At 69.7% G+C, this 14720-nt stretch carries 6 protein-coding genes; 1 reads left to right on the forward strand and 5 read right to left on the reverse strand.

Annotated elements, in window-relative coordinates:
• Positions 1-85: 85 nt before the first annotated feature.
• On the reverse strand, positions 86-2365 hold the full coding sequence (locus AC2YHT_RS25405; protein ID WP_487292576.1) for a tetratricopeptide repeat protein: 2280 nt from the start codon (positions 2363-2365) through the stop codon (positions 86-88).
• 214 nt (positions 2366-2579) lie between these two features.
• Complete coding sequence (locus AC2YHT_RS25410) at positions 2580-3542, reverse strand: aldo/keto reductase (RefSeq protein ID WP_487292577.1); 963 nt, start codon at positions 3540-3542, stop codon at positions 2580-2582.
• Between the two features lie 135 nt (positions 3543-3677).
• Here AC2YHT_RS25410 and AC2YHT_RS25415 point away from each other — a divergent pair, with 135 nt between their 5' ends.
• The gene (locus AC2YHT_RS25415; RefSeq protein WP_487292578.1) at positions 3678-4553 is read left to right on the forward strand and encodes an AraC family transcriptional regulator; all 876 of its coding nucleotides are present in this window, start codon (positions 3678-3680) and stop codon (positions 4551-4553) included.
• Positions 4554-4620: 67 nt separating this feature from the next.
• Here AC2YHT_RS25415 and AC2YHT_RS25420 read toward each other — a convergent pair whose 3' ends face one another.
• The 3 genes from AC2YHT_RS25420 to AC2YHT_RS25430 are packed head-to-tail and all read right to left on the reverse strand — an operon-like array spanning position 4621 to position 14265.
• Positions 4621-5577: a UDP-glucuronic acid decarboxylase family protein gene (locus AC2YHT_RS25420; protein WP_487292579.1), complete on the reverse strand. Its 957-nt coding sequence runs from the start codon at positions 5575-5577 to the stop codon at positions 4621-4623.
• Positions 5574-7583: an O-linked N-acetylglucosamine transferase, SPINDLY family protein gene (locus AC2YHT_RS25425; protein ID WP_487292580.1), complete on the reverse strand. Its 2010-nt coding sequence runs from the start codon at positions 7581-7583 to the stop codon at positions 5574-5576. The genes AC2YHT_RS25420 and AC2YHT_RS25425 overlap by 4 nt, the downstream gene beginning before the upstream one ends.
• A 13-nt stretch (positions 7584-7596) precedes the next feature.
• A complete protein-coding gene (locus tag AC2YHT_RS25430) occupies positions 7597-14265 on the reverse strand; it encodes an ice nucleation protein (RefSeq protein ID WP_487292581.1) in 6669 nt (2222 codons plus the stop codon).
• Positions 14266-14720 lie beyond the last annotated feature (455 nt).

Genomic DNA, 14720 nt, shown 5'->3' on the forward strand with positions numbered 1-14720 from the left:
TGGCCTCCGTTTTCGGGGGCCATTTGTCGTTTCAGCCTGTCTCTCAAGAAAAGCCCCCGGTTCGTCGCCGGGGGCTTTCTGCGTTTCAGGCCTCTGATAGCGCGTCCAGCGCCGCCGCCATGGCCTGGGCGACGCCGTTCCAGTCGCCGCGCTCGGCCTGGCGGAAGACGCGGACGCTGTCGTACCAGGGGCTGTCGCTGCGATCGGTCAGCCAGCGCCAGTCGCCGACGGCGTTGACGGCGATCCAGGTCGGCCGGCCCAGCGCGCCGGAGAGGTGGCCCACCGAGGTGTCGCAGGTCACCAGCAGGTCGAGATTGGCCAGGATCGCGGCGGTGTCGGCGAACGAGCCGACCTCGTAGTCGAAGCCCAGGCCATGGACGGCCATGCCGGCGGGCAGGGCGTCGAGCTGGTCCAGGCCATGGTCCTTCTGCAGGCTGACCAGGGATACGCCGGGCGCGGCGGCCAGCGGGGCCAGGGCCCGCAGCGGATAGGAGCGGCCGCGCTCGACGTCGGCGCGGGGATTGCCCTGCCAGACGACGCCGACCTTGAGGCCGGGGATCGCCGAGAGCCGCTCGGCCCAGGTCGCTGTCAGCGCCGGATCGGCCGCCAGATAGCCGCCGGCGGCGGGCAGGGTCTCCAGCGTGGTCGCCAGGCCGGTCGGCAGGCTGAACATCGGGCAGTGATAGTCGAAGGCCGGCGGGGCGTCGTGCGGGCCGAAGGCCTCGAACGGCCCGTCGAGCCCCGCCAGCAGCGGCAGCAGCGCCTCCTGCACCTGCAGCAGCACCCGCGCGCCCAGGCGCGCCACCTCGGGCACGAAGCGCAGGCATTGCAGGCTGTCGCCCAGGCCCTGCTCGGAATGGACCAGCAGGGTCTTGCCGGCCAGGGGCTGGCCGCTCCAGCGCGGCTGGGAAAAGTCGCGGGCGATCTTCTTCTTGGCGCGGATCAGCAGGCGGCTCTCGTGCTCGCGAAAGCCGCGCAGATAGTCGCCGCGCTTGAGCAAGGCCAGGCCCAGCATCCAGCGGGCCTCGGGCAGCTCCTTCAGGGCCAGGGCCGTCTCGTAGCCGGCGATGGCCGCGTCGAGATCGCCCATGTGCATGCTGGCGACGGCGACGCCGAACACGGCTTCGGGCGAGTCCGGCTTGATGGCCAGGGCGGCGCGGAACGAGGCCATGGCGTCGGTGAACCGGCTCTGCGACAGGCGCACCCCGCCTAGATTGACGTGCAACTCTGAGAGGTTCGGGTCGACCTTCAGGCCGTCGAGCAGGGGGCGTGTCGCCTCGTCGGAGCGGCCCTCCTCGTGCAGCAGGCCGCCGAGATTGGCGTAGGCCACCGACAGGTCGGGCTTGAGGCGCACGGCCTGGACATAGGCGGCGATGGCCCCGTCGTGGTCGCCGGCGGCGCGCTTGGCCGCGCCCAGCTCCAGCTGCATCTCGCCGCCGGAAGCACCGAGCGCCAGCGCGGCCTCGATGGCGGCCAGGGCGCCGGCCCCGTCGTCCTGCATGCGGCGAGCGCGGGCCAGGATGCGGTTGAGATCGGATGACTTGGGGAAGCGCTGCATGGCCGCGCGGACGCCGGCCTCGGCTTCTTCCAACAGGTTCAGCTCCAGGCGAAGCTCGCCCAGCATGCCGTGCAGCTTCTCGTCCTGCGGCCGGGCCGCGACGGCGGCGGCATAGGCGGCTTCGGCCTCGAGACCGCGACCCAGGCGGCGCAGGACCGCGCCGCGCGCGGCGTGGCCGTCGGCGTGGGCGGGCGCGGCGGCGAGCAGGCGGTCATAGGCGGCCAGGGCTGTGTCGAGGTCGCTGAAGGCGGCTTCGAGATTGGCCAGGTTGAAGAGAGCGGCGGGAAAGCCGGGGCGGGCGGCCAGGGCCTGGTCGAACGCCGCGCGGGCCTCGTCCGGCCGGTCCAGCGCGCCCAGCACGACGCCGAGATTGGACAGCAGGTCGGGGTTGTCGGGACTGAGCGCGAGGGCGCGGGCGTAGGTGGCCTCGGCCTCGTCGTAGCGCTTGGCCGCCTTCTGCACGTTGCCGAGGTTCTGCAGGGCGGGGCCGCAGGTCGGGTCGAGGGCCAGGGCCTGGCGGCAGGCGTGCTCGGCCTCGGCGAGCTGGCCTTGCAGCCACAGGGCGTTGGCCAGGTTCGACCAGGCGGTGGCGGTCGGCTTCCTGGCCAGGGCGGCGCGGATCAGGCGGACGGAGCCGGCCAGATCGCCCTTCTGCTGGGCCACCACGCCCAGATAGTGGGCGGCGTCGTCGAGTTGCGGATCGGCGGCCAGGGCGGCGCGGTAGAGATGCTCTGCCTTGGCCAGGTCGCCGCCGCGATGGGCGGCCAGGCCGTCCTGGAGCAGGGCGGCGGGTTGGGGGCGAGGCATGGGCGCGGTCCGGCTGACGATCTTCCGCCGCTTGTGGCCGGTGAAGTTTGCTCGGCGATTGCGGGCGGGTGGCGGTTTCGGGGCGAGATCAGGCGCATTCCGGCGCTGCCGCTGGGGTCTCCATCGCCACCGATATGGCCCAGAGGGTGGGCTCGGTGTCAGCCTAGGGGGAGGAAGCGGGCGAGGACTCCCGCTCCCCCCATTGCTCAAGCCGTCAAACCCATTCAGGCAGGAAGTGGTCGGCGTAGCGCGAGCCAAAACCGCCGTTGGGCAGGATCTCCGCGATACGATCCTGGTCCTGCTGCGTCAGGACCAGGTCAGCCGCGCCGACGTTCTCGACGAGGCGTTCCTGCCGACGGGTGCCGGGAATGGGAACGATGTCGTCGCCCTGCGCCAACAGCCAAGCCAGGGCCAGCTGGGATACGGTCGCCTGCTTGGCGTCGGCCAACTCGGTGAGCGCTTGAACGGCCTGGATATTCTTCTCGTAGTTCCCCGGCTGCCAGCGCGCATCGTTTCGGCGCATGTCGGTTTCATCGTATTCGGCCGCGGGCTTCACCGCGCCGGTCAGGAAGCCGCGTCCGAGCGGCGAGTAGGCCACGAAGCCGATGCCCAGTTCGCGCGTCACGGGCAGCAATTGTTCCACGTCACGCTCGAACAGCGAGTATTCGGTCTGCAGGACGGTGACCGGCTGGACCGCGTGGGCGCGCCGAATGGTCTGCGGTCCCGCTTCGCTGAGGCCGAGGAATTTCACCTTCCCCTCGGCGATCAGATCCTTGACCGTACCGGCCACGTCCTCGATCGGCACGTTCGGATCCGGCCGGTGCTGATAGAGGATGTCGATGTGATCGACCCCCAGGTAGCGAAGACTGTTCTCGGTCACTTCCCGGATATGCTCGGGCCGGCTGTCCACGCCGTAGCTGCGGGTGAAGCCGAACTTGGTGGCGATGACGATCTCGTCGCGGAAGTCCTTCACCGCGCGGCCGACGACCTTCTCGTTCTCGCCCCAGCCATAGAGTTCGGCGGTGTCGAAGAGCGTCACGCCGAGCTGATGGGCTCGCTGGATCGTCTCGACCCCTTGCTCGGCGTCGCTCGGACCATAGGCCAGGTTGATGCCCATCGCGCCATAACCGATGGCCGACACGGTCGGTCCAAAGGCGCCAAGTTTGCGGTGCTTCATCGACGTTTTCCTTCCACGACAACGAGCCCCTCATATGGAGGGGGCGTCGCGAAAAGACGCGTCCGAAACTCCCGACTATTTGCCTGAAACTGTCGATGTCTTGTCCGGGACGTCTCGAGCGCCCAATGTCGGATCATGGCCGACTTGCTAGACCTTCGCCGCATCGCCGAGCGACACGCCGACAAATCTGAGAACGTCTTTCGGAATTTCGCGATTGGGCGGCTTTCCGCCGCCACGGCCCCTACGTCGATCATGTACGAGCCGATGATTTGCCTGGTTCTGTCGGGAGCCAAGCGGATCCATGTCGGCGGCTCGGTCATGGAATACGGCCAGGGGCAGCACTTCATCTCGGCGATGGACATGCCCATCCTGGCGGAGATCCGTGTCGATCCGGAGGTCGGTTTCTACTACGCCTTCGTGCTGCGTCTCGACCCCGCCCTGATCGCCGGCCTCGCCGCCGACCACGTTCCAGCAACGCCAGCCGCCAACGCGCCGAGCTTCGGAGTCACGGGGGGCGACCCGCTCGTGCTCGATACCTGGCGTCGACTTGCGGAGCTGTTGGATCGGCCGGATGAAATCGGGTTCCTCGCGCCGCTGATCGAGCAGGAGCTGCTGTTTCGATTGATGCGCGGTTCCGAGGGCGCGCTGTTGCGCCAAGTCGTCGCCACGGAGAGGTGGGGCGCTCCCATCCGCTCGATCACGGCGCTGATCAGGCGCCGCTATGCCGAACCGATCAGCGTCGAGCAGTTGATCGAGCAGGCGGGGATGAGCGCTTCGGTGTTCCATCGCCGGTTCAAGGCGGCGACGGGCCTGTCTCCGTTGCAATACCAGAAGGCCGTCCGCCTACATGAGGCGCGCCGGCGCCTGGCGGTCGTCGGCAGGGACGCCGCCGGCGTGGCCTACGCCGTGGGTTATGAGAGCGCCTCCCAGTTCAGTCGCGAGTACAAGCGACTGTTCGGCGTTTCTCCCAGGAGCGATGTTCGACGGTTCGAGGCTCTGAACCCCATCTGATGTCTTGGCCCCGTGGTGAAATCGGTTCGCCACGGTGCGGGAATGACGGGCGTGAGAATGTCGCCCCCTAGGCCGTCCGCCGCTCCGCCGCCAGCAGCTCCCTGAAATAGCCGATCGTCCGCGACAGGCCTTCGTTCAGCGCTGTCGTCGGCTCCCAGTCCAGCACGGCCTTGGCCTGGGTGATGTCGGGCTGGCGCTGGCGGGGGTCGTCGCTGGGCATGGGGCGGTGGACGAGGCGGCTGGGCGAGCCGGTCAGGGCGATGACGCGCTCGGCCAGGTCGCGGATGGTGATCTCGTGCGGATTGCCGACATTGATCGGGCCGGTGACGGCGTCGTCGGTCGCCATAAGCCGGATCATGGCGGCGATCAGGTCGTCGACATAGCAGAAGCTGCGGGTCTGGGCGCCCTCGCCATAGAGGGTGATGTCTTCCCCCCGCAGGGCCTGGAGCACGAAGTTGCTGACCACCCGGCCGTCGTCGACGTCCATGCGCGGGCCGTAGGTGTTGAAGATGCGCATGACCTTGATCGAGAGGCCGTGCTGGCGACGGTAGTCGAAGAACAGGGTCTCGGCGCAGCGCTTGCCCTCGTCGTAGCAGCTGCGCGGGCCGATCGGATTGACCCGGCCCCAGTAGCCCTCGACCTGGGGGTGAACCTCGGGGTCGCCATAGACCTCGCTGGTCGAGGCCTGGAGGATCCTGGCCTTGGTGCGTTTGGCCAGTCCCAGCATGTTGATGGCGCCGATGACGCTGGTCTTGGTCGTCTGGACGGGGTCGTGCTGGTAGTGCCGGGGGCTGGCCGGGCAGGCGAGATTGTAGATCTCGTCGACTTCCACATAGAGCGGGAAGGTCACGTCGTGGCGCAGCAGCTCGAAGCGCGGATGGCCCAGCAGGTGGGCGATGTTGGCGCGCCGGCCGGTGAAGAAGTTGTCGACGCACAGCACCTCCTCGCCCCGCGCCAGCAGGGCCTCGCAGAGGTGCGAGCCGAGGAAGCCGGCCCCGCCGGTGACCAGGACGCGCTTGCTCATGACTGCTGGTCCCAGAGGCGGTTGTCGGCCGGGATCGGGCGGTGGGCGTGGCGGCGGGCCAGGCGCTCGCGCCACCAGCCGCGATGGTCTTCGACGCTGAGCATGTCGAAGGCGTCGTGGGTCTGGGCCGCGCCGATCTCCAGATAGGCGTCGAGGTTGGCGAGATCAGGAACGGGCTGGCGGTCCTGGCGCAGGTCGCGCCACATGCCGGCGTAGAGGTCTTCCAGCCTGGCGACGAGGCCGGGGGTGTCGAACAGCACGCTGTCGTCGCGCAGCTCCAGGATCCGGGCCTTCAGCCGCGCCAGGCGATCGGCGTCGAGGCCGAGCTCGACGGCCGTGTCGACGAAGGCGTCGGGCGTGTCGCAGACCAGTTCGGGCAGGCCCGCCGCCCGCAATATGCTGCCGCAGACGCGGGCGGCGAAGCTGCGGCCGGCCAGGGTGACGATCGGCACGCCCATCCACAGAGCGTCCGACGCCGTGGTGTGGGCGCCGTAGGGCAGGGCGTCGAGGAACACGTCGGCCAGGACGTAGCGGGCCAGGTGCTCGGGATTGGCCATCTTGTCGGCGAAGACCAGCCGCTCGGGCGACAGGCCGCGCTCGGCCGCCTTGGCCCGCAGGCGTTCGTGCGAGTCCTCCGAACCGCTGAGCAGCCAGAGGACGGAGTTCTCCACGCGCTCCAGCACCGTGAACCAGCGGTCCAGGGTGAAGGGGGTGATCTTCTGCATGCCGTTGAAGCTGCAATAGACGACAGCGTCGTCGGGCAAGCCGGCCTCGCGCCGCGTGGGCGGGAAGGGCGAGACGCGGCGCTTGCGGTCGTTGGGCTGGTAGCAGGGTAGCCGCAGGACCTTTTCCGAATAGAACGCCTCGTCGCCGGGCGGGATGATGAAGTCGTCGGCGACGATGTAGTGGTGGTAGGGGCTGCCGGTCGTGCCGGGGAAGCCCAGCCAGTTGACGATCACCGGGGCGGGCCGCATGGCCAGCAGCCGGGTGCGGCCGTCGCGGGTGTAGCCGTTGACGTCGATCAGGATCTGGATGCCGTCCTGGGCGATGCGGCGGGCGGCCGTGGCGTCGTCCATGCGGTTGACGGCCACCCAGTGGTCGACGTCGGCCATGATCCGCTTCTGCAGCGGGTCGGTCAGCTCGGGGCCGCAGTAATAGGCGAAGACCTCGACCTTGGACCGGTCATGCAGGCCGTAGATCTCGGCGGTCAGGTGGCCGATGGCGTGGTGGCGCAGGTCCGACGACAGGTAGCCGATGCGCAGGGGCTGGTCGTCGCCGCGCGAGAGGGCGACCGACAGGCCCATCAGTTCCGCCGGCGCGCCGACGTCGAGGCGGTTGTAGTTCCAGGCCGCCGCCAGCTGGGTCATCGGGTCGTCGGCATAGGCGGCCAGCGACAGCGGCGACATGCCGGTCATCAGGGCCTGGGCGTCCATGCGCTCCCAGGGATCGATGATCGGCCACTCGACCTGGCGCTGGCGCAGGGCCAGCAGGTGCTGGATCGCCTCGCGCTGGCGCGGATCGAGATCCAGGCTTTGGCGCAGCATCGCCTCGGCGGGCTGGTCCTGGTTGGCGCCTTCCAGCACCCGGGCGGTCTGGTTGAGGGCCGTGGTCTTGTGGGCGATCGACTGGCCGTTGACGGGGGCCAGCTTGTCGGTGGCGGCGGTCCATTGCAGCACGGCCAGATTGGCCGCGCCCATCCGCTCGTAGACCCGGCCGAGGTTGATGTAGGTCGGGATGAAGTCGGGATTGACCACCACGGCCCGCTCCAGCTGCGAGCGGGCGCCGGCCAGATCGCCGCTGTCGGTCAGCACGACGGCGAAGTTGAACAGCACCGCATAGAGCAGGGGATTGTCGCCGTTGGCGGCGATCCAGACCTGGTAGATCGCGACAGCGGCGGCGGGGCCGCGCTCGCGGCGCGTGGTCTCGGCGACGTTGATCAGCTCGACGACGCTCAGTGAAGAGATCGGAGGGGAAGCGATCGGGGCGGGGACGGCGGAATCCGGCATCGGGATGGGGGCTCTAGTATTGGGCGGCGGTCACGGCCGCGAGCTGGGCTACGCTGAGGGCGGCCAGCTGGGTGGCGGTCATGTAGGAGATCTGCTCGGCGTTCAGGGCCGCGATCTGGTTGGTCGTCAGGCTGGCCAGGAAGGTCGTGCCGAGGGTCGCGATCTGGGTCGTCGTGAGGCCCGAGATCTGGGTGTAGGTCAGGGCCGACATGTCGGTGGCCGACAGGTTGTCGAGCTGCACCGTCGTCATGGCCGCGACCTGGGTCGAGGTCAGGGCGGCGAACTGAGTGGCGCTGAGCGCCTGGAGTTCGGTCACCGCCAGGTTCGAGATCTGGGTCGTGCTCAGCGAGGCCAGCTGCGTGGTGGTCAGGGCCGCGACCTGGGTGGTGGTCAGGGCGCGCAGCTGCATGCGCACCAGGGCGCCCAGCTGGGTGGTGCTGAGGGCGGCGATGGCCGTGGTGGTCAGCTCGCCGATGTCGGTCACCGTCAGGGCGCCGATCTGGGTGGTGGTCAGGCCCGCCAGCTGGGTGATGGTCAGGGCCGCGATCTGGGTCTCGGTGAAGCCGGTGACCGCCGTCGCCGACAGAGCGCCGATCTGGGTCGAGCTGAGGGCCGAGACCTGGGTGGTGGTCAGGCGCGCCACCTCGTCGGCGGTCAGGCCCGAGATCCCGGCCAGCGACAGGGCGGCGATCTGGCTGGTGGTCAGGGATTCCAGGTGCGCGGCGGTCAGGGCCTGCACCCCGGTGGCCGACAGGCCGCTGAACTGGGTGGTGGTCAGCTCGGCGATCTGCTCGGACGACATGGCGTCGATCTGGCCGGCGCTCAGCGCCCCCATCTGGGTGGCGGTCAGGCCATCGATCTGGGTGGTGCTCAGCGAGGCGACCTGGGTGGCGGTGAGCGCAGCGATGGCGCTGGTCGACAGGGCCGAGACCTGGGTCGAGGACAGGTCGTCGATCTGCGTCACGCTCAGCGACGAGGCCCCCGCGGCGCCGAGGCCCGCCAGCTGGGTGGTGGTTAGGCTGGCCAGCTGGGCGGCGGTCAGCGACGCGACGTCCTCGCCCTCCATGGCCGAGACCTGGGTGGCGGTCAGGCCGGAAAGCTGCGTGGTGGTCAGGGCCGCGACCTGGGCCGTGGTCAGGGCCGCGACCTCGCTGGTGGACAGGGCGTGGACGAGGGTGCTGGTCAGGCCCGACAGCTGGGTGGTCGTCAGGGCGGCGACCTGGTCGCCCGTCAGTCCGGAAATGGCCGTCGTGCTCAGCGACGCCAGCTGGGTCGAGGTCAGGGCGCCGATCTGGGTGGTGGTGAGGGCGGCGACCTCGGTGCTGGTCAGGCCCGCCATCTGGGTGGTGGTCAGCGAGGCTGCCCCGGTGGTCGTCAGCCCGACCAGCGAGTCGGGATTGAGCGCGGCGATCTGGGTCGCCGACAGCCGCCGCAGCTGGGTGGTGGTCAGGGCGCCCAGTTGGCTGGAGGTGAGGCCCGACAGCGCCGTGGTCGTCAACGACGAGACCTGGGTGGTGGTCAGGGCCCCGAGCTGCGCCGCCGAGAAGGCCGCCATCTCGGTCTTGGTCAGGCCCGACAGCTGGGTGGTGGTCAGGGCGGCGACGCCGGTGGTGGTCAGCCCGGCGATCTGGCCGGTGGTCAGGGCCCCGATCTGGGTCGAGGTGAGGCCGCGCATCTGGGTGGTGGTGAGCGCGGCGATCTCGGTGGTGGTCAGGGCGCTGATCAGGGTGGTCGACAGGCCCGAGATCTGGGTCGAGCTCAGCGCCGTCAGCTGGGTGGAGGTCAGGGCGGCCAGCTGGGTCGAGGACAGGCCGCTGAGCCCCGTGGCCGTCAGGGCCGAGACCTGGGCGGCGGTCAGGGCGCCGATCTGGTCGACCGACAGGCTGGCGATCTCGGTCGAGGTCAGGGCCGCGACCTGGGTGGTCGACAGGGCGGCGATGTCGGCGGTGCTGAAGGCCGACAGCTGGGTGGTGGTCAGGGACGCGATCTGGGTCGTCGACAGGCCCGCGATCTGGGTCGTCGTCAGGGCGGCGATCTGTTCGGTCGTCAGGGCCCCGATCTCGGTGGTGGTGAGGCCGGCGATCTGGGTCGAGGTCAGGGCCGCCAGCTGGCTGCTCGACAGCGCGCCCAACTGGTCGTCGCTGAGGCCGGTCAGGGCGCTGGCCGTCAGGGCCGAGATCTGGGTGGTGGTGAAGGCGCCGATCTGGGTGGTCGTGAGCGACGCGATCTCGGTCGCGGTCAGCCCCTTCACCTGGGTGGTGGTCAGCGTCGAAATGTCGGTCGTGCTGAGGCCGGCCAGGGCCTCGGGATCGAGCGCCGCGATCTGGGTCGAGGTCAGGCGGTGCAGCTGGGTGGTCGACAGCGCCTCCACCTGGCCCGACGTCAGGCCCGAGATCGCGGTCGTCGTCAGGGCCGCCACCTGGGTCGAGGTCAGGGCCTCGATCTGGCTGGTGGTCAGGGCCTCGGCCTCGGTGCTGGTCAGGCCCAGCAGCTGGGTGGTGCTCATGGCCGCCAGGCCGGTCGTGGTGATGGCGGCGATCTCGCTGGTGGTCAGGGCCCCGACCTGGGCCGAGGTGAGGCCGCGCAGCTGGGTGGTGGTCAGCGAGGCGATCTCGGTGGTCGTCAGGCCGGCGATCGCCGTGGTCGACAGGGCACCGATCTGGGTCGAGTTGAAGGCCGCCAGCTGGGTGGCGGTCAGGTTCGCGGCCTGGTTCGAGGTCAGCGCGCCCAGCTGGGTGGTGGTCAGCGACCCCATCTGACCGGTGCTCAGCGCCTGTAGCTGGGTGGTGGTCAGCGAGGCGATCTGCGTGGCCGTCAGGGCTTGGAGCTGGGTGGTTGTCAGGGCCGCCATCTCGGTGACCGTCAGGCCGCCGATCTGCGTCGTCGTCAGGGCCGCGACCTGGGTCGCCGTCAGGGTCGTCAGCTGGGTGGTGGTCAGCGAGGCGATCTGGGTGGCGCTAAGGCCGGCGATGCCGGTGGTGGAGAGGGCGCTGAGCTGGGTCGAGTTCAGCGCCGACAGCTGCTCGCCCGACAGCGACTCGATCTCGGTGACGGTCAGGGCGGCCAGCTGGGTGGTGTTCAGCGCCGCGAACTGGGTGGTGCTGAGGGCGGCCAGCTGGGTGGTGGCCAGGTTGGCGATCTCGGTGACGGTCAGGCCCGAAAGCTGCGTCGTGGTCAGCGCGCCGATCTGGCTGGTGGTCAGGCCCGCCAGGGCGTCGGTCGACAGCGCCCCGATCTGGGTCGAGGTGAAGCCGGAAAGCTGGGTCGTGGTCAGGGCCGCGACCTGGTCTTCCGTAAGGCCGGCCAGGGCCGTGGCGGTCAGCACCGACAGCTGGGTCGAGCTCAGGGCCGAGATCTGGGTCCCGGTGTCGAGCGACTCGATCTGGGTGGCGGTCAGGCCCTTGATCTGGGTGGTGGTCAGCGACTGCAGGTCGGTGGCGTCCAGGCCGCCGATCTCGTCGGTGGTCAGGGCCGAGATCTGGGTCGTCGTCAGCCCGGCCAGCTGGGTGGTGGTCAGCGAGGCCATCTGGTCTTCGCTGAGACCGGCGACGGCCGTGGCCGTCAGGGCGCCGATCTGGGTCGAGCTGAGGCTGGCCAGCTGGCCGGTGGTCAGGGCCTCCAGCTGCGTGGCCTTCAGGCCCTTGAGCTGGGTGGTGGTGAGGGCGGCCAGCTCGGTGGTCGTCAGGCCGGCCACGGCGTCGGCGCTGATCGCCCCGATCTGGGTCGAGGTCAGGGTCGCGACCTCGGTGGTCGTCAGCCCCGCCACCTGATCGGCTGTCAGCGCGCCCATCTGGGTGGTGGTGAGGCCCTTGACCTGGGTGGTGGTCAGCGAGGCCAGCTGGGTGACGTCGAACTCGGCGATCTCGGTGGCCGTCAGGGCGCCGATCTGGGTCGAGGTCAGGCCCGCGATCTGGGTCGTGGTCAGGGCGTCGATCTGGGTCTCGGTGAAGCCCGTGATCGCGGTGGTGGTCAGCGCCTTCAGCTGGGTGGAGGTCATGGCCGCCAGCTGGGTCGTCGTCAGGGCGGCGACCTCGGTCTTGGTCAGGCCCGCCACCTGCGTCGTCGCCAGGGCGCCGATCTCGGTCGTGGTCAGGGCCCGGACCTGGTCGGTGGTCAGCGCCCCGATCTGGGTGGTCGTCAGCCCCGCCAGCTGGGTGGTCGAGAGCGCCGCGATCTCGGTGCTGGTCAGCCCCTGGACGGCCGTCGTGGTCAGGGCCGCCAGCTGGGTCGAGGTCAGGGCCTTGACCTGGGTGGTGGTCAGCGCCGCGACCTCGGTCGAGGTCAGGCCCGCGATCGCCGTCGTCGTCAGGGCGACCAGCTGGCTGGTGGTCAGCGAGGCCACCTGCTCGGTCGACAGGTTGGCGATCTGGGTCGCCGTCAGGCCGGCCAGCTGGGTCGCGGTCAGGCTGGAGATGGCCGTGGTCGACAGGCTGTCCAGCTGGGTGGTGGTGAGCCCGCGCAGCTGGGTCGAGGTCATGGCCGACAGCTGCGTGCTGGTCAGGGCCGAGACCTGCTCCTCGGTCAGGCCCGAAATGCCGGTCGAGGACAGGGCCGCGAACTGGGTGGTGCTGAGCGCCGCCAGCTGGGTTCCGCTGAGGGCGGCGATTTCGGTGGTGGTCAGGCCGGCCAGCTGGGTGGTCGTCAGGCTGGCCATCTGGGTGGCGCTCAGCGCCTCGACCTGGGTCGTCGACAGCTTGCTGATGTCGGTCGAGGTCAGGCCGCGCAGCTGGGTGGTGCTGAGGCTGGTGATCTGGGTGGCGGTCAGGCCGGCCAGGGCGGCGGTCGACAGCGCCCCGATCTGGGTCGAGTTCAGCGCGGCCAGCTGGGTTGTGGTCATGGCCGCGACCTGGTCGCTCGTCAGGCCGCCCAGCGCCGTGGCGGTCAGGGCGGCCGTCTGGGTCGAGGTCAGGGCCGCCAGCTGGGTGTCGGCGTCCAGCGCGGCGGCGGCCGTGGCGGTCAGGCCCTTGACCTGGTTGGCGCTCAGCGAGGCCAGCACGGTCGCCGTCAGGGCGCCGACCTCGGTGGTGGTCAGGGCCGCGATCTGGGTCGAGGTGAGGCCCGCCGCCTGGGTCGTGGTGAGGGCGGCGATCTGGTCTTCGGTCAGGCCCGCCGTGGCGGTGGTGCTGAGCGCGGCCAGCTGCTTGGACGACAGGCTCGACACCTGCTCGACGCTCAGGGCCGCGGCCTCGCCCTTGGTCAGGCCCTTGAGCTGGGTGGTGGTGAAGGCTGCGACGACGGTGGTGGTCAGGTCGTCGATCTCGTCGACGCTGATGGCCGAGATCTGGGTGTAGGTGAGGGCGGCCCGCTGCGAGGTGGTCAGGCTGTTGATCTCGGTCGCCGACAGGGCGCCGATCTGGGTGGTGGTCAGCACCGCCACCTGCACCGCCGTCAGGCCCGACAGCTGGGTCTCGCTCAGGGCCGAGATCTCGGTGGTGCTGAGACCCTTGATCTGGGTGACCGTCAGGGCCCCGATCTGGGTCGAACTCAGGGAGGCGAACTGGGTCGCGTTCAGCGCCTGCAGCGAGGTGGTCGTCAGGCCGCGGATCTGGGTGGTGGTCAGCGATTGCAGCTGCTCGACCGTAAGGGCCTCGATCTGGGTGGTCTTCAGCGCCGCCAGCTCGGTCGAGGTGAAGCCGCGCAGCTGGGTGGTGGTCAGGGCCGAGATGAAGTCTTCGGACAGGCCTTTGACCTGGGTGGTGGTCAGGTTGCCCAGCTGGGTGGCCGTCAGGGCCGAGGCCTGCTCGGAGGTCAGGCCCGACAGGGCTGTGGCCGTCAGGCCCTTGATCTGGGTCTTCGACAGCTCGTCGATCTGGGTGACGCTTAGGGCGGCGATCTGCTCGGCGTCGAGGGCGGCGATCTCGGTGACCGTCATCCCGTCCATCTGGGTGACGGTGAGGGCCGCGACCTCGGTCGTGGTCAGGGCGTCGATCTGGGTGGTGGTCAGGGCCCCGACCTGGGTCGAGCTCAGGGCGTTCAGCTGCTCGATGCTGAGGGCGACGATCTCGGTGACCGTCAGGCCGCGGATCTGCTTGGTGCTGAGCACGGCGATCTGGGTGGTGCTGAGCACCGCCAACTGGTCGGTCGATAGGGCGCCCAGTTCGGTCGCGGTCAGGCCCTTGACCTGGGTGGTCGTCAGGCTCGCGATCGCGGTGGTGGTCAGGGCGCTGACCTGGGTGGTGGTCATCGCCCCGAGCTGGGTCGAGGTCAGGCCCGCCAGCTGGGTGGTGGTCAGCGCCGACAGCTGTTCGGTCGTCAGGCCCTTGATCTGGGTGACCGTCAGGGCCGACAGCTGGGTCGGCGACAGCACCGCGAACTGGGCGCTGGTCAGCTCGCCGATCTCGGTGGCGGTGAAGCCCCTGATCTGCTGGGTGGTGAGGGCGGCGATCTCGTCGACGCCGAAGGCCTCGATCTGGTCGTCGATCAGCACCGACAGCTGGGCGGCGCTGAACGACATCTGCCCGACCGTCAGGGCCGAGATCTGGGTCGTTGTGAGCGCCGCGACCTGCTTGGTCGACAGATAGGTGATCTGGGTCGACGAGAGGGCCTGGATCTCTTCGACCGTGAAGGCCTGGATCTGGTCCGTCGACAGCGCCGCGATGTCGGTCTTGGTGAGCGCCGAGACCGCGGTGGTGGTCAGCGCCGAGATCTGGGCGGCGCTCAGGGAGGAGGCGTAGGAGCTCACGGCCGGCGGCCTTGCCCGGCGTCGAACCTCGACCGTGTCGCGGTGGTGGTCTCCAGACCCAAAAGCCCCAGCTTCCAAGAACGACCGCGAGGGCGGCCAGCCTATGTGCTTGCGCACATGCTGGTGATTTCATGGGCGGGGTTTTGCTGGGCGACGTCGGCGGCGACACAAACCGCAACCTCTCGCGATACAAAGGCGCGCGGTGGTGGATAAGCGGGGTGGCTTGGCCTGGCCGGGACCCTCTCCCGTAAAATCCCCGCGAAAGCGGGGACCCAGGTGTTTTATCGTCGAGCGCGGCGGGTTGCAGAAAAAGCCTGGGTCCCCGCTTTCGCGGGGATTTTACGGAGGGGAGGGGGGCTTATTCCCGCCCGTCGATCCAGGTGCGCACGACGTTGCGCTCGCCGTCGAGCAACACGAGGTCGGCGGCCTGGCCCGGCGCGATGGCGCCGCGCGCA

This window comes from Caulobacter sp. SRI_008, assembly GCF_057586355.1.

Coding starts and splice junctions, on each gene's coding strand:
- AC2YHT_RS25405 (WP_487292576.1), bottom strand. CDS start 2,365: ATGCCTCGCCCCCAACCCGCCGCCCTGCTCCAGGACGGCCTGGCCGCC.
- AC2YHT_RS25410 (WP_487292577.1), bottom strand. CDS start 3,542: ATGAAGCACCGCAAACTTGGCGCCTTTGGACCGACCGTGTCGGCCATC.
- AC2YHT_RS25415 (WP_487292578.1), top strand. CDS start 3,678: ATGGCCGACTTGCTAGACCTTCGCCGCATCGCCGAGCGACACGCCGAC.
- AC2YHT_RS25420 (WP_487292579.1), bottom strand. CDS start 5,577: ATGAGCAAGCGCGTCCTGGTCACCGGCGGGGCCGGCTTCCTCGGCTCG.
- AC2YHT_RS25425 (WP_487292580.1), bottom strand. CDS start 7,583: ATGCCGGATTCCGCCGTCCCCGCCCCGATCGCTTCCCCTCCGATCTCT.